This is a genomic window from Klebsiella sp. M041 (assembly GCF_059759695.1).
In genome coordinates, this window is sequence record NZ_JCAXWU010000010.1 from 104,489 (window position 1) to 126,152 (window position 21,664).

Genomic DNA, 21,664 nt, shown 5'->3' on the forward strand with positions numbered 1-21,664 from the left:
CGAAACGTGATAATTTAAACGCTTAGCGCCTGTTTTTGTGACTGGATATCCTGTTCGATGTCGGCCCGGACATCTTTTGGCAACGCCAGGGCCTCACCCAGGGCGTTGAGATAACTGCGCTCCATAAAGTGGTCGATATCGATCACCGCGCAGCTGACGTAGTAGATCTCCAGCGCCTCCTGCGGGTCAACGATGCCCTCGGCGAGACGCTGCGGATCCAGCGGCTGAGCCAGCGCCTGGTCAATCAGCACCCGGGCCTGAACGTCAATATTGGCCTCCCGAAGCTGGGTTTCAATCCTCGCCCGCTCGTGATCGTCGATATGCCCATCGCTTTTGGCGGCAAACACCAGGGCGGTGATCAGCCGCACGCTGCGCGGATCGACATCCGCCGGCGCCGCAGCCGTCTCTGGTGTCGGGGCGGGCGTGTTCTGAGCGCGCATTTTCTGCTGATACTTGTTCCACAACACGGTACCCGCCACTGCCCCACCGCCAGCCAGCAGCGCGCTGGTGCCATATTTCGCCAGCAGCTTGCGTGACGATTTGCTGGCCACCAACAGCCCTGCCAGTCCGCCGATGGCGCCGGGCAGCAGGGCGCTTCCTTTTGACGATTCGCCGGACGGCGACGCGCCCTGCTGTCCGAGCAGCGACTGCAGTTGATTTAGCCAGTTAGCCATGGTTTTCCTCTCAGGTGACAAACACTGTTATCAGCCTAAACGACGCGATGTCAGGAAATGTTAGATATGGCTAAAGATGCGCAAAGGTGCGCGCGGCGGCGGTACCGGGTTCAGCCGACCAGCCGACCAGCCGACCAGCCGACCAACCGACCAACCGACCAACCGACCAACCGACCAGCCAGCCAGCCAGCCAGCCAGCCAGCCAGCCAGCCAGCCAGCCAGCCAGCCAGCCATCAGGCCGCTTTGGCTTTCCGCGTTTTGGCAGCCGGCGCGGCGGTATCTTCCGCCGGGGAAGCCTCTGCGTCCGTTGACGGCGCGGGCGCATCGTGCGCAGTCGCATCCTGCTCCGGCAGTTTGCCGGCGCGCAGGATATGCTGCAGCGCCTCTTTACGCTCCGCCAGCCACATCGCCATGGTATCGCGCTGGGCATCGTCCATTTCCAGCGGCGATGCTACCAGCCAGTCATTCAGCACCTCTGCCAGATCGAGCATTTTGTCGTAAGCGTCGGCCTCTTTTTTGCTGGCAAAAGACATTTTTTCCTCACCTTCGCGGATCACCACATATTTAATTTCAACCGCCATGCTGCAGCCTCTCAATACTGTATTTTTATACAGTATAGCAAATTTCCCTTCCGGACTCAACTCACGCGCGTAAAGACAGACGCAAACGTTTTCGTTTATAATCGACCGCATCTTTTTTTACTGCGGAAGAGAGTTATGACTGTATTAGGCACCGCGCTGCGCCCGGCAGCCACCAAAGTTATGCTGTTAGGCTCCGGCGAGCTGGGTAAAGAAGTCGCCATTGAATGTCAGCGCCTGGGCATTGAAACTATCGCCGTCGACCGCTACCCCGATGCCCCGGCGATGCAGGTCGCCCACCGCGCCCACGTCATCAATATGCTGCACGGCGAGAGCCTGCGCGCGCTGATCGAACAGGAAAAACCTGATTACATCGTGCCGGAGATCGAAGCTATCGCCACCGATACCCTGGTCGAACTGGAGCAGGCCGGGCAGAAAGTGGTCCCCACGGCGCGGGCAGCGAAGCTCACCATGAACCGCGAAGGCATTCGCCGTCTGGCGGCAGAAGAGCTGCAGCTCCCCACCTCCAGCTACCGTTTCGCCGACAGTGAAGACGCCTTCCGCGCGGCGGTCGCGGAGATCGGCTTGCCGTGCATCGTTAAACCGGTGATGAGCTCCTCCGGCAAAGGCCAGAGCTTCATCCGCTCGGCTGACCAGCTCAGCGAAGCCTGGCGCTACGCCCAGCAGGGCGGCCGCGCCGGCGCCGGGCGGGTGATCGTCGAAGGGGTGGTGAATTTCGACTTTGAAATCACCCTGCTCACCGTCAGCGCCGTCGATGGCGTGCATTTCTGCGCCCCGGTCGGCCATCGTCAGGAAGATGGCGATTATCGTGAATCCTGGCAGCCGCAGCAGATGAGCGACCTGGCCCTTGAGCGCGCACAGGATATTGCCCGTAAGGTGGTGCTGGCGCTGGGGGGGCATGGCCTGTTCGGCGTGGAGCTGTTCGTTTGCGGCGACGAGGTGATCTTCAGCGAAGTCTCCCCGCGCCCGCACGACACCGGAATGGTGACGCTTATTTCGCAGGATCTCTCGGAGTTCGCCCTGCACGTTCGCGCCTTTCTTGGGCTGCCCGTCGGCGCCATCCGCCAGTATGGCCCAGCCGCTTCCGCGGTGATCCTTCCGCAGCTGACCAGCCAGAACGTCAGCTTCGGCCAGCTGCAGTCGGCCGTCGGAGCGGGCCTGCAGCTGCGTCTGTTCGGCAAGCCGGAGATTGACGGCACTCGTCGTCTGGGGGTGACCCTCGCCGTCGCCGATTCAGTGGAAGAGGCCGTAGCGCGGGCTAAAACCGCCGCCGCGGCGGTTATCGTCGAAGGGTAAAAACAAAAAACCCGGTCGCGTTGCCGCTGACCGGGTTGTTGACCTTGAGGCGCGGTTTACTTCGCGCCTTCCACCGCTTCACGCGCCAGGGTGGTGATGCGATCGTAGTCGCCAGCTTCCAGGGCGTCGGCCGGCACCAGCCAGGATCCACCGATGCACAGCACGCTGTTCAGCGCCAGGTAATCACGGTAGTTGGCTGGGGAGATACCGCCGGTCGGGCAGAAACGAATGTGACCGAACGGACCAGCAATCGCCTGCAGCGCTTTCACGCCGCCGTTGGCTTCCGCCGGGAAGAATTTAAACTCTTTCAGACCGTACTGCATGCCCAGCATCAGCTCGGAGACGGTGCTGATCCCCGGGATCAGCGGAATAGTGCCGTCTTCGGTCGCCGCTTTCAGCAGAGATTCGGTCAGTCCCGGGCTGATAGCGAACTGCGCGCCGGCTTCTGTTACCGCTTTCAGCTGCTCGACGTTGGTAACTGTGCCCGCGCCGACAATCGCGTCCGGCACTTCTTTAGCAATCGCGCGGATCGCCTCCAGGGCGCACTCGGTGCGCAGAGTCACTTCCAGGACGCGCACGCCGCCCGCGACCAGCGCTTTCGCCATCGGTACCGCGTGTTCCAGCTTTTTCACTACGATAACCGGGACAACCGGACCGGAGGTGAGGATTGCTTCTGCTGTTGTTTTCCAGTTTTTCATCAGGATTTTCTCTCGCCAGATCTAGAAATTAAATCGTCTTAAAAAGTGATGCAGGTTGCGCCCTGCTCCGCGCCAGAGAGCTTCTCACGCAGCGCCCCAAACATCTCCCGACCGGTTCCTACGCGCGACGCGCTGAGGTCAGGGATATGCGGCTGACGCGCCGCCAGTTCGGCATCGTCCACCAGCAGCGTCAGTTCCCCCGTCTGCCCGTTCACGCGAATAAGATCGCCATCGCGCACTTTCGCCAGCAACCCACCATCATAGGCTTCAGGCGTGACATGGATGGCTGACGGGACTTTACCGGAGGCGCCAGAGAGTCGGCCATCGGTCACCAGCGCTATTTTGAAACGGCGGTCCAATAATACACCAAGTGGCGGCATAAGTTTATGTAATTCTGGCATCCCGTTCGCTTTTGGCCCCTGATGGCGGACCACCACCACGCAGTCTTTGTCCAGCAGACCCGCTTCAAATGCCGGCAACACGTCGTGCTGGCTCTCGAACACCACCGCCGGCGCTTCGATCACCTGGTTCTCTACCGGGACTGCCGAGGTTTTCATGACCGCACGGCCGAGGTTACCGCTCAGCACCTTGGTGCCGCCGTGACGGGAGAACGGTTTCTCGAAAGTCGCGATGACCTGATCGTCAAGCGGCGCCGTCGCGCCTTCCCGCCAGTCCAGCTCGCCGTTGTTGAGCCACGGCTCGAGGGTGTAGCGCGACAGGCCGAAGCCGGCGACGGTGTGAACGTCCTCATGCAGCAGGCCGCCTTTCAGCAGCTCGCGCACCAGAACCGGAACGCCGCCCGCCGCCTGGAAATGGTTGATATCCGCCGGGCCGTTGGGGTAGAGGCGCGCCAGCAGCGGCACCACGTCTGACAGGTCGGAGAAATCATCCCAGTTAATGATGATGCCCGCCGCGCGGGCCATCGCCACCAGGTGCATGGTGTGGTTGGTGGAACCGCCGGTCGCCAGCAGCGCCACAATGCCGTTAACCACCACTTTTTCGTCAAACATTTTGCCCAACGGCATCCACTCGTTGCCATTGCCGGTCATGCGGGTGACCTGGCGCGCGGCGGCGGCGGTCAGCGCTTCCCGCAGCGGGGCATCCGGATGGACGAAGGACGATCCCGGCAGCTGCATGCCCATAAACTCCACCACCATCTGGTTGGTGTTCGCCGTACCGTAGAACGTACAGGTCCCCGGAGCGTGGTAAGAAGCGGCTTCGGACTCCAGCAGCGCCATGCGGTCAACTTTGCCCTCTGCGTACAGCTGGCGAATGCGAACCTTCTCTTTATTAGGCAGGCCGCTGGCCATCGGACCGGAGGGAATAAAGACCGACGGCAGGTGGCCGAATGAGAGCGCCGCCATGGTCAGTCCGGGCACAATTTTATCGCACACGCCGAGATACAGCGCGCCATCGAACATGTTATGCGACAGGCCGATGGCCGCGGACATGGCGATCACTTCGCGACTCAGGAGAGAGAGCTCCATGCCGTCCTGTCCCTGGGTCACGCCGTCGCACATCGCCGGCACGCCGCCGGCCACCTGGCCGACCGCATTGGCGCTGTGCAGCGCTTTGCGAATGATATCCGGGTAGTGTTCGTAGGGCTGATGCGCGGACAACATATCGTTATAGGAGGTGATGATGGCGATGTTGTTGCGCAACATGCTTTTCAGGGAGGCTTTGTCGTCGGCCTGACAGGCCGCGAAACCGTGAGCCAGATTGCCGCAGGCCAGTTGCGCACGATGCACGGTGTCGGTTTTGGCCTGGTTAATCCTTGCGAGGTAAGCCGCGCGGGTATCACGCGACCGTTCGATAATGCGATTTGTTACCCGTAACATTGTCGAATTCATAAAGGCTCCTCAAAATTTTATCTGTCCGGCCGCTGCGAGATGACGTGTTTTGGTGCCCGAAGCCACCAACACCAGCGCTCAGGGGCAAAATGTCTGCAGGCAGTGTAATAAAAAAAGCCCCGTGGGTGAATCCTCACGGGGCTTAAAAGATTAAAAAGCGTGCGACTTTCTGCGTCAGATCATGTTACCGGTAAAATACCCCTGACGGATAAGACCGCGAACTTACTCGAACTCGTTCCACGAGCGACCATCGCGGGTGATCATGGCCACCGAGGCCACGGGTCCCCAGGTCCCGGCCTGATACGGTTTCGGCGCATCGCGGTCGGCTGCCCAGGCTTCGGTGATGGAGTCCACCCACTTCCACGCCTCTTCCACTTCATCACGGCGGACGAACAGCGCCTGGATACCGCGCATGGTCTCCAGCAGCAGACGTTCATAGGCATCGGCCAGATGCGTCTGGTTGAAGGTTTCGGAGTAGCTCAGATCCAGCTTGGTGATCTGCAGGTTATGCTTGTGGTCGAGGCCCGGCACTTTGTTCAGGACCTGGATATCCACCCCTTCGTCCGGCTGCAGACGAATGGTCAGCTTGTTCTGCGGCAGCTCCTGCCAGGTCTCTTTAAACAGGTTCAGCTCCGGCGTTTTGAAATAAACCACCACTTCGGAACATTTGGTCGGCAGACGTTTGCCAGTGCGCAGATAGAACGGTACGCCAGCCCAGCGCCAGTTATCGATATCAACGCGGATCGCCACGAAGGTTTCGGTGTTGCTGGTTTTGTTCGCCCCCTCTTCTTCGAGGTAGCCTGGCACTTTTTTGCCCTGGGCAAAGCCGGCGGTGTACTGGCCGCGAACGGTTTTCTCGCGCACATTGGAGCGGTCAATACGGCGCAGGGATTTCAGCACCTTGACCTTTTCATCACGGATGCTGTCGGCGCTGAGATCGGACGGCGGCGACATGGCAATCATGCACAGGATCTGCAGCAGGTGGTTCTGGATCATGTCGCGCATCTGTCCGGCCTGGTCGAAGTACCCCCAGCGCCCTTCAATGCCTACCTCTTCCGCGACGGTGATTTCCACATGATCGATGGTACGGCAGTCCCAGTTATTGACGAACAGGGAGTTGGCAAAGCGCAGCGCCAGCAGGTTGAGGACCGTCTCTTTTCCGAGGTAGTGGTCGATACGGTAGACCTGGCACTCTTCAAAAAACTCGCCGACCTGATCGTTGATTTCCCGCGAGGTTTCCAGCGAGGTGCCCAGCGGTTTTTCCATGACCACGCGCGCAGGCTTGGCATTGAGCTTCGCTTCGCCCAGACCTTTACAGATGGCGCCAAAGGTGCTCGGCGGCATGGCGAAATAGTTGATGGTGACGCGATTCTTTTGGTCCAGCATGTCGCCCAGGCGGCTGAATCCGCTGGTGTCATTGACGTCAAGATTACAGAACTCCAGGCGTCCGCTCAGGGAATCCCACAAACCTTCATCAATTTTTTCCTTCATGAAGGTTTCCAGCGCTTCGCGCACCACTTTGGTGTAAGCCGCTTTATCCCAGTCGGCACGGCCGACGCCAATGATCCGGGTGTCGGCGTGGATCTGGCCCGCCTTTTCAAGCTGATACAGGGAAGGCAACAATTTACGCCGCGCCAGGTCGCCCTTCGCGCCGAAAATGACCAGGTCGCATGCCTGGGCCGTTTGCGTTACCGCCATGTCATTCTCCTCAGTTGATAGTCTGGTGCTTTTGCCAGGCTATATTTGTAATTTTCTTACACTGCACTGTACTGTGTTTACGTATTTCCCGAAAGCCTTCCCCTCCGTTTGCGGCGGGAAAACCGCACAGGGTGAAAACATTCGGCGATGATTTGGGCATCTGGCTGATATTGTTCGTTGTTTGTACCTGTTTCAGGTCAGTAAAATACGACTCTGATCATGTAATGAAAAAAAACAACATTTTTTCCCGTCATTCCTCACCGCTTGCGCTTGCGGAGGGGTATATTCTTGCTAAAACGCCCGATGATTTCACCCATTAATGAAATCGTTTCCATTGATGAGCGCCCTGTTACTAATGAACATGCTGGAAAAAATCCAGTCCCGACTGGAACACCTTAGCAAATCTGAACGCAAAGTGGCGGAAGTGATCCTTGCCACCCCTGCGCAGGCCATTCATTCGAGCATCGCCGCCCTCGCCCTTGAGGCCGGGGTGAGCGAACCGACCGTCAATCGCTTTTGCCGCAGTCTCGAAACCCGCGGCTTTCCTGATTTCAAACTGCATCTCGCCCAGAGCCTTGCGCACGGCACACTCTATGTTAACCGCAATGTTGATGAAGACGACAGCGTTGAGTCATACACGGGAAAAATATTTGAATCGGCCATGGCGAGTTTAGATCAGGTCCATCATTCTCTCGACATGTCGGCAGTGAATCGCGCGGTGGATCTCCTGACTCAGGCCAAAAAAATCGCCTTTTTCGGCCTGGGCTCTTCGGCGGCGGTCGCTCATGACGCGATGAACAAATTTTTCCGCTTTAACGTGCCGGTCATCTATTCCGACGACATTGTCCTGCAACGCATGAGCTGTATGAATTGCGATGACGATGATGTGGTGGTGATTATCTCGCATACCGGCAGGACCAAGAGCCTGGTGGAGCTGGCGCAGCTGGCCCGTGAAAACGATGCCATGGTGATCGCCCTTACCTCCCCCGGCTCGCCGCTGGCCCGGGAAGCCACGCTGGCCATTACCCTGGATGTGCCGGAAGATACCGACATCTATATGCCAATGGTCTCGCGTCTGGCCCAGTTGACCGTCATTGACGTGCTGGCGACTGGCTTTACCCTGCGCCGGGGAGCAAAATTCAGAGATAACTTGAAGAGGGTCAAGGAAGCGCTGAAGGAATCGCGTTTTGATAAAGAACCGTTCGTACCCAGTGATAATCAATAAAAGTTGATAACAAGCAGTACCCCATTACACCTTCGATAACGATCCGGCTGTGCGACGTTGCAGGCTGGCGCTACCGAATCCATGTTCACGCAACACCAAAGTTGTATCAGTCAACGGAGTATTACATGTCCAGAAGGCTTCGCAGAACCAAAATCGTTACTACCTTAGGCCCGGCAACTGACCGCGATAACAACCTGGAAAAAGTTATCGCCGCGGGCGCAAACGTAGTGCGTATGAATTTCTCTCACGGCACCCCGGAAGATCATCAGCTCCGTGCCGATAAAGTGCGTGAGATTGCGGCAAAACTGGGCCGTCACGTAGCCATCCTCGGCGACCTCCAGGGACCAAAAATTCGCGTATCGACCTTTAAAGAAGGCAAAATTTTCCTCAACGTCGGCGACAAATTCCTGCTCGACGCCAACCTCGGCAAAGGCGAAGGCGACAAAGAGAAAGTCGGAATCGACTATAAAGGCCTGCCGGCGGACGTCGTGCCTGGCGATATCCTGCTGCTCGACGATGGTCGCGTGCAGCTGAAAGTCCTCGAAGTTCAGGGGATGAAAGTGTTCACCGAAGTGACCGTCGGCGGCCCGTTGTCCAACAACAAAGGGATTAACAAGCTGGGGGGCGGCCTGTCTGCCGAAGCGCTGACTGACAAAGACAAGGCCGATATCGTCACCGCCGCTAAAATCGGCGTCGACTATCTCGCCGTCTCCTTCCCGCGCTGCGGCGAAGACCTGAACTACGCCCGTCGCCTGGCGCGCGATGCCGGTTGCGATGCGAAAATCGTCGCCAAAGTCGAGCGTGCGGAAGCCGTCTGCGACCAGGACGCCATGGACGACGTGATCCTCGCCTCCGATGTGGTGATGGTTGCCCGCGGTGACCTCGGCGTCGAAATCGGCGATCCGGAGCTGGTGGGCATCCAGAAAGCGCTGATTCGTCGTGCGCGTCAGCTGAACCGTTCCGTCATCACCGCCACCCAGATGATGGAGTCGATGATCACCAACCCGATGCCGACCCGTGCGGAAGTCATGGACGTGGCCAACGCCGTGCTGGATGGTACCGATGCGGTGATGCTCTCCGCGGAAACCGCTGCCGGTCAGTACCCGTCGGAAACCGTGGCCGCGATGGCGCGCGTCTGTCTGGGCGCCGAAAAAATCCCGAGCCTCAACGTCTCCAAACACCGTCTGGACGTCCAGTTCGACAACGTGGAAGAAGCGATTGCCATGTCGGCGATGTATGCCGCCAACCACCTGAAAGGCATCACGGCCATCATCACCATGACCGAATCGGGCCGTACCGCGCTGATGACCTCGCGCATCAGCTCCGGTCTGCCGATTTTCGCCCTGTCCCGCCACGAGCGCACCCTGAACCTGACCGCCCTCTACCGCGGGGTGACGCCGGTGTTCTTCGACAGCCAGAATGACGGGGTGGCCGCTGCGCACGATGCCGTCAATCTGCTGCGGGACAAAGGCTACCTGGTCTCCGGCGATCTGGTGGTCGTTACCCAAGGTGACGTGATGAGCACCATCGGCAGCACCAACACCACGCGTATCCTCACCGTCGAGTAAGCCTCGGTCTCTACCTGCCAGCGCTACGGCTGGCAGGTATTTTTTTGCCCAACGCCCGGCAGGCTACACCATCCAGCTCAGCAATAGCGTCGCAGCGATCACCGTCGACGCCCCACCGATACGCGTCGCAATCTGTGCAAACGGCATCAATCCCATGCGGTTTGAGGCCGAGAGAATGGCGACATCCCCCGTTCCGCCCAGCCCGCTGTGGCAGCTGGTAACGATGGCGGCTTCCACAGGATACATATTAAGACGTGAAGCGATAAAGAACCCGCTCAGCGCCATGGCAATGACAATGGAGCCGCACACCACGACGTAGCCAACGGAGAAGACCGAGACCACGCTCTCCAGCGGTACATACAGCATGCCCAGGCCGATCATCAGCGGCCACACCAGCGCGGCGGAGACGAACTTGTAGCAACTGTGCGCCCCCAGCTCCATCGCCGCCGGGATAACTTTTGTATATTTGCAGAATACCGCCGCCAGAATCATCAGAACCGGCCCCGGAATATGCACCACCTTCTCCAGCAGACCGCCGATGATGAAAAAGGCGCAAATCATCAGCAACCCGGCGCCCATGAGCTGAAAATCGGTGGGCTGCGTACTCTGATTCTGCGCAAAGACGCTATTATCTTCATGGCTGCGGATCAGCATCCCGTTGCCGGACAGCGCCGGGCGACGAGCGCCCATGCGGGCCAGAAAGCCGGCGCAGATAATGGCGAAGATGTTACCCACCACCGCCGCCGGCGCCAGTTGAGCCACGTAGACATCTGGCGCCTGTCCGAGGATCGCCGAATAAGCCAGCGACAACGGCAGGATCCCTTCGCCGATGCCGCCACCGATAATCGGCACAATGATAAAGAAGAAGGTGTGATACATACTGTAGCCGAATAAGCTGCCCACCAGCAGGCCGGTTACGATTGCCGCGCCGGTTCCGACCACCAACGGGACAAACATGCGCACCATCCCCTGGATCAGAATCGTGCGGTTCATGCCAAGGATACTGCCGACCACCAGGCAGGCGATGACGAAATAGAGGAGATTGGCCTCCTTCATCAGCAAATGCACGGTATCGAGCGTATGCGCTTCAAATACGCCAAAGTAGACCAGCACTGAGGGCGTCATCAGACACAAAATCGCCGGACCGCCAATATCTTTTAACACCGGCACCATGCGGCCAATTTTCGCCAGTGCGAACCCCAGGGTCATGATGACCGCCAGTCCGCCAATCATGTTTTTTGGCAACAACCCCGCGCCAGCGGAAAGCGCCACTATCGCGGCGATACCTATAAACAGCGTTAACGGCACGGCGCCGACTTCGATATTGGCGAAAAGTCGAGTCGCTTGCCCGTTCGGCAACGTTTTATCTATCGGGTGGTTGAGTGAATTATTTTTCATATTTTTACCTGAATAATAAGGAGGTCACGTAGGGTCAGGATGCAATATTAAAATCGCGCAGCACTATGAACTAAAAAGCACTAAACGCCGTATCAACTAAATACACTGAAACGGTAGCACAGGACTTTAAAACTAAAAACGACAACCGTATTAACGCTGCCGGCTTTGTGACTGAGCCATAAAGTTTATTTTAAGTAATTTAATTTATTATCGCGAAGCTAAAGTTATCGCCAGCTAAAATAATGAACTCTGTTAATACAACGCTATGATTTAATAATCTTTTCTCTATTTGTAAGTAAAGTAGCCAAGGCGAAATTATTTAAAGCCAGATGACTGTGATGGCTATCACCTTTTAAATATTAGGGGATCGTTAGATTGGCAGCACAACAACCCGATAATATATGTCAGGACATTTTATGCCTTCACTGCTCTTGCAATCTCTTTTCCCGTTGGTATTTATCATGCTGCTCGGATGGCTTAGCGGTAAACTCGGCTATACCCGCCGTGAGGACGCCGCCGTTCTTGCCACGGTGGTTATCCGCTTTGCCCTTCCTTTTCATCTTTTTATCGGCGCATTACATACCAGCCCGGATAAAATAAAAAACTTCACCTTTATGGCGGTGCTGGTTATTGGTCTGATGGGGTCGTATTTTCTTACGCTATTGATCTCGCGCTACGTTTTTCGTCATGATATTAAAACCAGCGCGATTCAGTCGCTGGTTTGCGCCTTCCCCGATATGGCCTACTTTGGCGCCCCCGTGCTGGCGGTGCTGATAGGTCCGGAGGGCTTTCTCGGGGTGCTTATCGGAAACCTGGTGACCAGCGTGTTGATGATCCCTCTGACCATCATCCTGATCCGCATGGGAGACCAGCCCGGAGACGCTGAGGCTCCCCAGCTCCACGCCAAGCAGTTGATCCTGCAAAACCTACTTAACGCCGTGCGAAATCCCATTGTCTGGATCCCCATTTCCGGGGTGCTGCTCAGCCTGGCCGGGATCCAGCTACCACCTCTGCTCAGCGTCCCCGTCGAAATGGTGGGTAAAATCGCCGGCGGTCTGTCACTGTTCGCCCTTGGGCTGCTGTTTTACGGTGAACGTCCGACAGTCAATATTCAAACCTGCACCAACATTAGTATTAAAAACCTGATCCAGCCGGCCATGATGGCGCTGGCCGGGCTGGCCTTTGGGCTCAGTCATTCCCTGATGCAACAGGTTATTATCATTGGCGCCACGCCTTCCGCTATCGCGGCGGGGATGTTTGCCCTGCGCAGCGATACCTATATTGAACCCGCCTCATCTTCTATTTTGCTGGGCACCGCCATCGGCGTGGTCACCGAAGGCGTCATGATTTATCTCATTTCGTAATCACAGAAATAAAACACCAAGACATCAGGCAATGTTTTAATTTGATATTCAGGAGTCATGTAATGTTAGCCACAGAAACCTTATACACCCCCTATAACGGTGCTGTCCTGCTGGAAAACCCGTTATTAAATAAAGGCCTCGCGTTTACGGAAAGCGAACGCACAGCGTTTAATCTTCAGGGACTGTTACCGCACAATGTGGAAACCATTGAGGAACAAACCGAGCGCGCATGGGGTCAGTTTTGTCAGTTCAAAAAAAGCATTTCGCGCCATATTTATCTCAGAAATATTCAGGACACAAACGAGACGTTATTCTATAACCTGCTGCGCAGCCATATGAAAGAGACGCTGCCGATTATTTATACCCCGACGGTGGGTGAAGCGTGCGAACACTTTTCAGAAATATATCGCCGGGGACGCGGCCTGTTCATCTCCTGGCCCAACCGTCACCATATTGACGAGATGCTTCAGGGGTTTTCCCGCAACGATATCAAAGTCATCGTGGTAACCGATGGCGAGCGTATTCTGGGGCTGGGCGACCAGGGGATCGGCGGTATGGGGATCCCCATTGGCAAACTCTCGTTATATACCGCCTGCGGGGGCATTCACCCGGCATCAACGCTGCCCATTATGTTAGATGTCGGGACCAACAATCCGCAGCATCTGGAGGATCCGCTATATATGGGCTGGCGACATCCGCGCATCAGCGATGAGCAGTACCTGGAGTTTATGGACATGTTTGTTCATGCCATTCAGCAGCGCTGGCCGAATGTCTTGCTCCAGTTTGAAGATTTTGCCCAAAAGAATGCCACGCGACTGCTCAACCGCTATCGACACCAGCTGTGTTGTTTTAACGATGATATTCAGGGAACCGCCGCCGTGACCTCGGGAACCCTGATCGCCGCCGCTGCCGCCGCCGGGACGTCGCTCCGCGACCAGCGGGTGGTTTTCCTTGGCGGCGGTTCGGCCGGATGCGGCATTGCGGAAAAAATCATTGCGCTGATGGTGGATGATGGGCTCTCAGAAACGGAAGCACGTCGCCGCATCTTTATGGTTGACCGCTTTGGTCTGCTGACTGATGAGATGCCTAATCTGCTCAATTTTCAGCGCGAGCTGGTCACCCCCCGAGCCAGTATCGCCCACTGGGATACCGAGGCGGCCCAGCTGTCGCTGATGGATGTCGTACGCAACGTCCACCCTACCGTGCTGATCGGCGTGTCAGGCCAGCCGGGGCTGTTTAGCGAAGAGATAGTGAAAGAGATGCATCGGCACTGCCCGCGTCCGATTATTATGCCGCTCTCTAACCCCACCTCCCGAGCCGAGGCCCAGCCGAAGGATCTGCTGGAGTGGACCCGGGGTAGCGCGCTCATCGCCACCGGCAGCCCGTTCGACCCTGTCTTCTATGACGGCAAAACCTACGACATTGCCCAGTGCAACAACGCCTATATTTTCCCCGGTCTGGGGCTGGGGATCCTTGCCAGTAAAGCCGAGCGCGTCACCGAAGCAATGCTTATCACCTGCAGTAAAACGCTGGCCGCCCACTCGCCTCTGGCGACCCGCGAAACCGGCGGTTTACTGCCGCCGGTAGAAGAGATCGAGATGATCTCACGGGCTATTGCCGCAGAGGTCGCCCGCGCGGCTCAACTGGACGGCGTAGCGCCGCAGATTGACGAGGCGCAGCTGGCGGCGAATATCGATAAAACCTTCTGGCGAGCGCGCTACACCGCGTATAAACGTTCGTCATTGTGATCGCTCATCTCGCGGGAAGCCGGCTGGCTTCCCGCCACTCGGGGGAACCACCCATGTTCAATGTGCTGATTGTCGATGATGATCCTATGGTGGCCGAACTGAACCGGTTGTTTATCAGCCAGGTAGCTGATTTTCACTGCTGCGGAGTCGCGACGACGATCGCCGATGCCAACGCGATGCTGAGCCATCTGGCGCCGATCGATCTGCTACTGCTGGATGTCTATATGCAACAGGAGAGCGGCCTGGACCTGCTGCCGGCGCTTCGCGCTGATGGGCGGAATATTGATGTCATCATGATGACGTCCGCCGCCGATGCGCTCACCGTGCAGACGGCGCTGCGCTATGGCGTGGTTGATTACCTGATTAAACCGTTTCAGTTTCCGCGCTTTGAGCAAGCCCTGCGAACCTGGCGCAATAAACGCGATGCGAAGCAAGCGAAATCCTGCTACGCCCAAGCGGATATCGACACCCTGCTACGCCGCGGGGTTCAACAACAGGACGGCCCCCGCCGCTTGCCGAAAGGGCTGACGCCGCAAACGCTTCGCCTGGTGTGCCGGTGGATAATCGCTCATCAGGCGCGAGATTTTTCAACCAATGAGCTGGCGGCGGCACTGCAGATCTCCAGAGTTTCATGCCGCAAATACCTGATATGGCTGGAGCAGATCAAGGTGCTCTTCACCAGCAATCACTACGGTATCACCGGCCGACCGGAGTATCGTTACCGGCTTGCGGCTGAGAACATGATGTTGCTGACGCAATATAGCCAGTGAGCCGGGAATGCCCACTGGCGCGCCTGCAGACTACTTCTTAGGGTACAGCTCTTTGCGTTTGTAGGGCTCGATTTCACCCGGCTTGCGCGTCTTCAGCAGCTTCAGGATCCAGGTGTACTGCTCGGTGTGCGGCGTAACAAATACCTCCACCTCTTCGTTCATCCGCCGGGCGATCGTTGTATCGTCAGCGTCCAGCAGATCGTCCATCGGCGGGCGCACCAGCACCGTCAGGCGATGCGTTTTGCCATCGTAGACCGGGAACAGCGGAACGACGCGAGCGCGGCATACCTTCATTAAACGGCCAATCGCCGGCAGCGTGGCCTTATAGGTCGCGAAGAAATCCACAAACTCGCTGTGCTCGGCGCCGTGATCCTGATCGGGGAGATAGTAGCCCCAGTAACCCTGGCGCACCGACTGAATAAACGGTTTGATCCCGTCGTTGCGCGCGTGCATCCTTCCGCCAAAACGACGACGTACGGTATTCCACACGTAATCGAAGACCGGGTTACCCTGGTTGTGGAACATCGCCGCCATCTTCTGCCCGCCGGAGGCCATCAGCATCGCCGGGATATCCACGCCCCATGCGTGCGGGACGAGGAAAATCACCTTTTCATTATTGCGCTGCAACTCGTCGATGATCGCTTTACCCTGCCAGTCGACGCGGGCGAGAATTTTCTGCGGATCGCGCAGGCCCAGCTCGGCCATCATCACCATCGCCTGCGGCGCCGAGGCGTACATGGCGTCGATGATCGCTTCCCGCTCATGCTCGCTTTTTTCCGGGAAGCAATACAGCAAATTAATCTGCGCCCGGCGGCGCGAGCTTTTCGCCAGACGCCCGACCAGACGACCGAGTTTGCCGAGAAGCGGATCGCGAAAGGAAGGCGGCGTCAGCGCAATACCGGCGAAGGCAAAGACCCCCAGCCAGGCGCCCCAGTAGCGCGGCAGTAAAAAAGATTTTTCAAACTTAGGGATAAACTCAATATTATTTTTTTTCGTTTCCATGCCCAATCCGCAGATCGACTGCTTAATCAAGATAATGGGATAGTGTAGCGAGACGTTGGGTATCCTACAAAATAAAAAGCCGGCGCCCTGGGGCACCGGCTTTCCACTGACCGGTGGTTAGTCAAACCGCAGCTGCGGAACGACCTCTTTGACCTGCGCCAGATAATCGGTACGGTCGGAGCCGCTCAGCCCTTCAGTACGCGGCAGTTTCGCCGTCAGCGGGTTGACCGCCTGCTGGTTGATCCACACTTCGTAGTGCAGGTGCGGCCCGGTTGAGCGTCCGGTATTCCCCGACAGCGCAATACGATCCCCGCGCTTCACTTTCTGCCCCGGCTTCACCAGCAGCTTACGCAGGTGCATGTAGCGAGTGGTATAGGTACGGCCGTGGCGGATGGCCACGTAATACCCGGCGGCGCCGCTACGCTTGGCCACCACCACTTCGCCATCACCCACCGCCAGCACCGGCGTTCCCTGCGGCATCGCGAAATCGACGCCACGGTGCGGCGCGACGCGCCCGGTGACCGGGTTCAGACGACGCGGGTTAAAGTTAGAGGAGACGCGGAACTGACGCGCCGTCGGGAAGCGCATAAAGCCTTTCGCCAGCCCCGTCCCGTTGCGGTCGTAGAATTTTCCGTCTTCGGCACGGATGGCAAAGTAGTCCTTCCCGTCAGAACGCAGACGCACGCCAAGCAGCTGGCTTTGCTCGCGTTTGCCGTCAAGCATTTCGCGCGACATCAATACCGAGAACTCATCGCCTTTCTTCAGCTTACGGAAATCCATCTGCCACTGCATGGCCTTGATCACCGCGCTGATTTCCGTGCTGGTCAGCCCGGCATCGCGCGCGCTGGAGACAAAGCTGGCGCCGACGGTGCCTTTCAGCACGCTGTTGACCCAGTCGCCTTTCTGCAGCTCGCTGCTCATTTTAAAGCCGTTAGCCACGCGGGTGTAGGTGCGGGTTTCGCGGCGGGACATCTCCCAGGTCAGACTCTGCAGATCGCCGTCGGCGGTCAGGGTCCAGGAGAGCTGCTGGCCAATCTTCAGATTACGCAACTCTTTATCGGCGGAGGAGAGCTGGGCGATATCACCCATATCGATACCGTACTGGTTCAGGATGCTGCTGAGGGTATCGCCGGTCGACACCACGTATTCGTGCCCGCCGGCATCGCTATCGGCTTTTTCGTCGAGTTCATCCTGAGGAATGGCTTCTTCTTCCTGCGGGGCCTGGTCGATCGGCTCGGAGGCTTCCGGCAGCAGGGAGCGGATCTCGCTTTTTTCCAGTTCAATGGTTCTGACGATGGGGGCGGATTCCGGGTGGTAAATGTAGGGTCGCCAGACGGCGACCGCTAAGGTAAGAACGCTAAGCGACCCCAGCATGACGCGATGAGGTCGTGGCAGATTGTTAAATGCCTGAGTGACAGCGCGGGCTATCTGTTGCACGTATTCACTTCCTCGTTAATCTCCTTTCAGGCAGCCCGAATACTGATTCGCCAGCTGGGTGAGAAATTGCGGGTAACTCGCTTTACCCAGCTTAATTCCGCTACCCAGTGGATCCAGGGTCCCCATGCGCACAGACGTGCCCCGGGCAACAGCTTCGATAACCGCTGGCCTGAACTGTGGCTCAGCAAAAACGCAAGTGGCTTTCTGCTCAACCAGTTGTGTTCTGATTTCGTGTAAACGCTGCGCACCGGGCTGTATTTCAGGGTTGACGGTAAAATGCCCCAGCGAGGTCAAACCGTAGTGTTTTTCAAAGTAACCGTAGGCGTCATGAAAAACGAAATAGCCCTTTCCTTTCAGCGGTGCCAGCTCATTGCTAACCTGCTTGTCGGTCGCCGCCAGCGCGGCCTCGAACTGCTGCAGGTTGCTGTCGAGTTTGGCTCGACTCTGCGGCATAAGTTCCAATAATTTATCGTGGATTGCAACCGCCGAAAGCCGCGCTATCTCTGGGGATAACCACAGATGCATATTGTAGATACCGTGATGGTGATCGCCGTCACTTTTTTCCGCTGCGCCATGGTCATGACCATGATGATCGTCATCGTCGTCAGCGCCGGTCATCAGCAGCGGTTTGACCCCATCCAGCTCTGCGATAGTCACCTTTTTATTCGCCGCAATGCTTTGCGTCGACTTATCCATAAAGGCTTCCATTTCCGGACCGATCCACACCACTAAGTCTGCGTTCTGTAAGCGTTTTACATCGGAAGGACGGAGAGAATAATCATGCTCGGAGGCGCCATCGGGCAGCAGCACCTGGGTGTCGGTAACCCCATCGGCGATAGCCGCCGCGATAAAGCCCAGCGGTTTCATGGAAGTCACCACGGCGGCACTGGCCTGTGGTACCTGTGCGAACAAAAAAACAGCGCCAAGTCCAGCGCAAAGAAGCGTATTTTTATGTAACATAATGCGTCTAGTCATCGAAACGAGTGAGTGTGATGTGATATTATAACATTCACGAGCTTGTGCAACCCCTAAATGATTATGACAAACCTTGTAACGCTGGAAAATGTCTCGGTGGCCTTTGGCCAACGCCGCGTGCTGTCTGACATCTCGCTGGCTCTCACGCCAGGCAAAATATTGACCCTGCTGGGCCCCAACGGCGCCGGCAAATCGACGCTTGTGCGGGTGGTTCTGGGGCTGGTAGCACCGACAGAGGGTGTTATCAAGCGCGAAGAACGCCTGCGGATAGGCTATGTGCCGCAGAAACTGCATCTCGACGCCACGCTGCCGCTGACCGTCAGCCGCTTCCTGCGTTTGCGTCCAGGCACCCGCAAAGACGACATCCTGCCGGCGCTGAAGCGCGTGCAGGCCGGGCATCTGATCGACGCCCCGATGCAAAAACTTTCCGGCGGAGAAACCCAGCGCGTGCTGCTGGCTCGCGCCCTGCTCAATCGCCCGCAGCTACTGGTGCTGGATGAACCGACCCAGGGCGTCGACGTCAATGGCCAGGTTGCGCTCTACGATCTTATCGACCAGCTGCGCCATGAGCTGGACTGCGCGGTGCTGATGGTCTCCCACGACCTGCATCTGGTCATGGCCAAAACCGACGAGGTATTGTGCCTGAACCAGCATATCTGCTGCTCCGGCGCACCAGAGGTCGTCTCCATGCATCCGGAGTTTATCTCCATGTTCGGCCCACGCGGCGCGGAACAGCTGGGGATCTACCGCCATCACCATAATCACCGCCACGATCTTCAGGGGCGAATTGTACTGCGTCGGGGAAACAGCCGCTAATGATTGAACTTTTGTTACCTGGCTGGCTGGCCGGGATGATGCTGGCCTGCGCCGCTGGCCCGCTGGGCTCCTTTGTGGTCTGGCGCCGTATGTCCTATTTCGGCGACACGCTGGCGCATGCTTCGCTGCTCGGCGTCGCTTTCGGTTTACTGCTGAACGTCAATCCGTTTTATGCGGTGATCGCCGTCACCCTGCTGCTGGCCGGCGGGCTGGTATGGCTGGAAAAACGGCCGCATCTGGCGATCGATACCCTGTTGGGCATCATGGCGCACAGCGCGCTCTCCCTGGGGCTGGTGGTGGTCAGTCTGATGTCTAACGTCCGCGTCGATCTGATGGCGTACCTGTTCGGCGATCTGCTGGCGGTCACCCCGCAGGACCTGATCGCCATTGCCATTGGCGTGGTGATTGTGATTGGCATTCTGCTCTGGCAGTGGCGGAATCTGCTGGCGATGACCATCAGTCCGGACCTGGCGTTTGTCGATGGCGTGAAGCTGCAGCGGGTCAAGCTGCTGTTGATGCTGGTCACCGCCCTGACTATCGGCGTGGCGATGAAGTTCGTCGGGGCGCTGATCATCACTTCCCTGCTGATTATCCCGGCCGCCACCGCCCGCCGTTTTGCCCACACGCCGGAGCAGATGGCCGCCGTGGCGGTGGGCGTGGGCATGCTGGCCGTCACCGGCGGGTTAACCTTCTCGGCTTTCTACGACACGCCGGCCGGTCCATCGGTGGTGCTGTGCGCCGCGGTGCTGTTTATTCTCAGCATGACGAAAAAAGCCGCCAGCTAAAAATGAAAAACCCGGTCGCGCTGCTGACCGGGTCTCCCGATGAACGACACATCCGTAGCGAACTACGGCATCTCCGGCGGCGTAATCCCGAAATGATTCCAGGCGCGCACCGTCGCCATTCTTCCCCGCGGCGTACGCTGCAGAAAACCCTGCTGAATTAAGTAGGGCTCCAGCACATCTTCAATGGTTTCCCGCTCTTCGCCAATCGCGGCGGCGAGGTTATCCAGCCCCACCGGTCCGCCGAAGAACTTATCTATCACCGCCAGCAGCAGCTTGCGGTCCATATAGTCGAACCCTTCCGCATCGACGTTGAGCATATCCAGCGCCTGGGCGGCAATGTCGGCGGAGATGGTGCCGTCGTGGCGCACTTCCGCGAAGTCACGCACCCTACGCAGCAGACGGTTGGCAATACGCGGCGTGCCGCGTGAACGGCGGGCCACTTCCAGCGCGCCCTCGTCGCTCATCTCCAGCCCCATATGCCGGGCGCTGCGGCTGACAATATGCTGCAGATCGGGGATCTGATAGAACTCCAGACGCTGCACGATGCCAAAGCGGTCGCGCAGCGGCGAAGTCAATGAACCGGCCCGGGTGGTGGCGCCGATCAGGGTAAACGGCGGCAGGTCGATTTTAATCGAGCGCGCCGCCGGACCTTCGCCAATCATGATATCCAGCTGGTAATCTTCCATTGCCGGATAGAGCACCTCTTCCACCACCGGCGAGAGGCGATGGATCTCATCGATAAACAGCACATCATGCGGTTCAAGGTTGGTGAGCATCGCGGCGAGATCGCCCGCTTTCTCCAGCACCGGGCCGGAGGTGGTACGCAGATTCACCCCCATTTCATTGGCGACGATATTGGCCAGGGTGGTTTTCCCCAACCCTGGCGGGCCAAAAATCAGCAGGTGATCGAGGGCGTCACCGCGCAGCTTCGCCGCCTGGATAAAAATCTCCATCTGCGAACGCACCTGCGGCTGGCCGACATACTCTGCCAGCAATTTTGGGCGGATGGCGCGGTCAGCGGCCTCTTCGAAGCCGCTGCTGTCTGCCGATACCAGCCGGTCTGCTTCAATCATCCCTTACCTCACAACGCGGCGCGCAGCGCTTCGCGGATTAGCGTTTCACTGTTGGCGTCCGGACGCGCGATCTTGCTGACCATCCGGCTGGCCTCCTGCGGTTTATAGCCCAGCGCGACCAGCGCGGCAACCGCTTCCTGCTCGGCATCGTCCGCCGTCGGGCCTGCCGGTGAGGTCAGTACCAGATCGGCGGCCGGGGTGAACAGATCGCCGTGCAGCCCTTTGAAGCGGTCTTTCATCTCAACGATCAGGCGTTCAGCGGTTTTTTTGCCAATCCCCGGCAGCTTCACCAGCGAGGCGACCTCTTCCCGCTCAACGGCGTTGACGAACTGCTGCGCCGACATGCCGGAGAGGATCGCCAGCGCCAGCTTTGGCCCTACGCCGTTGGTTTTGATCAGTTCTTTAAACAGGGTACGCTCCTGTTTGTTGTTAAACCCATACAGCAGCTGGGCATCTTCACGCACCACAAAGTGGGTGAAGACAATCGCCTCCTGCCCGGCCTCCGGCAGCTCATAGAAGCAGGTCATTGGCATGTGCACTTCATAGCCGACGCCCGCCGTTTCCAGCAACACCAGCGGGGGTTGTTTTTCGAGAATGATGCCTCTGAGTCTGCCTATCACGTGGGGCTCCTGCGTTATGGTCTAAGTATCTGGCGGTATCATAAAAAAAGGCTGGATAGATATCCAGC

At 57.9% G+C, this 21,664-nt stretch carries 20 protein-coding genes; 8 read left to right on the forward strand and 12 right to left on the reverse strand.

Annotated features, from left to right (window positions below; all coding sequences use genetic code 11):
- Window positions 1-14: 14 nt before the first annotated feature.
- Together AC6CWS_RS14905 and AC6CWS_RS14910 are read right to left on the reverse strand one after the other, a co-directional pair.
- Window positions 15-674, reverse strand: a complete 660-nt coding sequence (locus AC6CWS_RS14905; protein WP_065881161.1) for a tellurite resistance TerB family protein — start codon at window positions 672-674, stop codon at window positions 15-17.
- A 233-nt stretch (window positions 675-907) separates the two neighbouring features.
- A complete protein-coding gene (locus tag AC6CWS_RS14910) occupies window positions 908-1,255 on the reverse strand; it encodes a YebG family protein (RefSeq protein ID WP_065881159.1) in 348 nt (115 codons plus the stop codon).
- 135 nt (window positions 1,256-1,390) lie between these two features.
- On the opposite strand from AC6CWS_RS14910, the gene purT reads away from it, so the two are divergent.
- A complete protein-coding gene (gene purT, locus AC6CWS_RS14915) occupies window positions 1,391-2,569 on the forward strand; it encodes a formate-dependent phosphoribosylglycinamide formyltransferase (protein ID WP_032453377.1) in 1,179 nt (392 codons plus the stop codon).
- A 56-nt stretch (window positions 2,570-2,625) separates the two neighbouring features.
- Here the strand turns inward: purT and AC6CWS_RS14920 are convergent, their stop codons facing one another.
- The 4 genes from AC6CWS_RS14920 to AC6CWS_RS14935 all read right to left on the reverse strand — a co-directional run bounded on the left by AC6CWS_RS14920 (window position 2,626) and on the right by AC6CWS_RS14935 (window position 6,975).
- Window positions 2,626-3,267, reverse strand: coding sequence for a bifunctional 4-hydroxy-2-oxoglutarate aldolase/2-dehydro-3-deoxy-phosphogluconate aldolase (locus tag AC6CWS_RS14920; RefSeq protein ID WP_002911423.1), 642 nt, complete (start codon window positions 3,265-3,267; stop codon window positions 2,626-2,628).
- Window positions 3,268-3,305: 38 nt separating this feature from the next.
- Window positions 3,306-5,117, reverse strand: coding sequence for a phosphogluconate dehydratase (gene edd, locus AC6CWS_RS14925; RefSeq protein WP_023290242.1), 1,812 nt, complete (start codon window positions 5,115-5,117; stop codon window positions 3,306-3,308).
- A gap of 222 nt (window positions 5,118-5,339) precedes the next feature.
- On the reverse strand, window positions 5,340-6,815 hold the full coding sequence (gene zwf / locus AC6CWS_RS14930) for a glucose-6-phosphate dehydrogenase (protein ID WP_044523979.1): 1,476 nt from the start codon (window positions 6,813-6,815) through the stop codon (window positions 5,340-5,342).
- Between the two features lie 10 nt (window positions 6,816-6,825).
- A complete protein-coding gene (locus AC6CWS_RS14935) occupies window positions 6,826-6,975 on the reverse strand; it encodes a hypothetical protein (protein WP_032453387.1) in 150 nt (49 codons plus the stop codon).
- A gap of 159 nt (window positions 6,976-7,134) precedes the next feature.
- Here AC6CWS_RS14935 and AC6CWS_RS14940 point away from each other — a divergent pair, with 159 nt between their 5' ends.
- Both AC6CWS_RS14940 and pyk read left to right on the forward strand, forming a co-directional pair.
- Window positions 7,135-8,040, forward strand: a complete 906-nt coding sequence (locus AC6CWS_RS14940; protein WP_072096624.1) for a MurR/RpiR family transcriptional regulator — start codon at window positions 7,135-7,137, stop codon at window positions 8,038-8,040.
- A 125-nt stretch (window positions 8,041-8,165) separates the two neighbouring features.
- On the forward strand, window positions 8,166-9,608 hold the full coding sequence (gene pyk, locus AC6CWS_RS14945; protein WP_002911440.1) for a pyruvate kinase: 1,443 nt from the start codon (window positions 8,166-8,168) through the stop codon (window positions 9,606-9,608).
- A gap of 63 nt (window positions 9,609-9,671) precedes the next feature.
- Here pyk and AC6CWS_RS14950 read toward each other — a convergent pair whose 3' ends face one another.
- Window positions 9,672-11,006, reverse strand: a complete 1,335-nt coding sequence (locus tag AC6CWS_RS14950; protein ID WP_049013980.1) for a 2-hydroxycarboxylate transporter family protein — start codon at window positions 11,004-11,006, stop codon at window positions 9,672-9,674.
- A gap of 416 nt (window positions 11,007-11,422) precedes the next feature.
- Here AC6CWS_RS14950 and AC6CWS_RS14955 point away from each other — a divergent pair, with 416 nt between their 5' ends.
- From AC6CWS_RS14955 to dcuR, 3 genes are all read left to right on the forward strand, one after another.
- Window positions 11,423-12,370 (forward strand): AEC family transporter, encoded by a 948-nt coding sequence (locus AC6CWS_RS14955; protein WP_065881157.1) that lies wholly within the window; start codon window positions 11,423-11,425, stop codon window positions 12,368-12,370.
- Window positions 12,371-12,432: 62 nt separating this feature from the next.
- Entirely contained in the window at window positions 12,433-14,118 is a 1,686-nt protein-coding gene (locus tag AC6CWS_RS14960) for an NAD-dependent malic enzyme (RefSeq protein ID WP_065881155.1), read from the forward strand.
- Between the two features lie 53 nt (window positions 14,119-14,171).
- Window positions 14,172-14,888, forward strand: a complete 717-nt coding sequence (dcuR, locus tag AC6CWS_RS14965) for a two-component system response regulator DcuR (RefSeq protein ID WP_065881152.1) — start codon at window positions 14,172-14,174, stop codon at window positions 14,886-14,888.
- 30 nt (window positions 14,889-14,918) lie between these two features.
- On the opposite strand, the gene lpxM is transcribed toward dcuR, so the two are convergent.
- The 3 genes from lpxM to znuA all read right to left on the reverse strand — a co-directional run bounded on the left by lpxM (window position 14,919) and on the right by znuA (window position 18,287).
- Window positions 14,919-15,890 (reverse strand): lauroyl-Kdo(2)-lipid IV(A) myristoyltransferase, encoded by a 972-nt coding sequence (gene lpxM / locus AC6CWS_RS14970; RefSeq protein ID WP_017900217.1) that lies wholly within the window; start codon window positions 15,888-15,890, stop codon window positions 14,919-14,921.
- A 117-nt stretch (window positions 15,891-16,007) separates the two neighbouring features.
- Entirely contained in the window at window positions 16,008-17,327 is a 1,320-nt protein-coding gene (mepM, locus tag AC6CWS_RS14975; RefSeq protein ID WP_023290249.1) for a murein DD-endopeptidase MepM, read from the reverse strand.
- A 15-nt stretch (window positions 17,328-17,342) separates the two neighbouring features.
- The gene (znuA, locus tag AC6CWS_RS14980; protein ID WP_048297818.1) at window positions 17,343-18,287 is read right to left on the reverse strand and encodes a zinc ABC transporter substrate-binding protein ZnuA; all 945 of its coding nucleotides are present in this window, start codon (window positions 18,285-18,287) and stop codon (window positions 17,343-17,345) included.
- 111 nt (window positions 18,288-18,398) lie between these two features.
- Between znuA and znuC the strand changes: the two genes are divergently transcribed.
- Entirely contained in the window at window positions 18,399-19,118 is a 720-nt protein-coding gene (znuC, locus tag AC6CWS_RS14985) for a zinc ABC transporter ATP-binding protein ZnuC (RefSeq protein WP_228958578.1), read from the forward strand.
- A complete protein-coding gene (gene znuB, locus AC6CWS_RS14990) occupies window positions 19,118-19,903 on the forward strand; it encodes a zinc ABC transporter permease subunit ZnuB (RefSeq protein ID WP_065881150.1) in 786 nt (261 codons plus the stop codon). Before znuC ends, znuB begins: the two co-directional genes overlap by 1 nt.
- A gap of 62 nt (window positions 19,904-19,965) precedes the next feature.
- Here the strand turns inward: znuB and ruvB are convergent, their stop codons facing one another.
- A complete protein-coding gene (gene ruvB, locus AC6CWS_RS14995; protein WP_004148860.1) occupies window positions 19,966-20,976 on the reverse strand; it encodes a Holliday junction branch migration DNA helicase RuvB in 1,011 nt (336 codons plus the stop codon).
- An 8-nt stretch (window positions 20,977-20,984) separates the two neighbouring features.
- On the reverse strand, window positions 20,985-21,596 hold the full coding sequence (ruvA, locus tag AC6CWS_RS15000; RefSeq protein ID WP_002911454.1) for a Holliday junction branch migration protein RuvA: 612 nt from the start codon (window positions 21,594-21,596) through the stop codon (window positions 20,985-20,987).
- Window positions 21,597-21,664 lie beyond the last annotated feature (68 nt).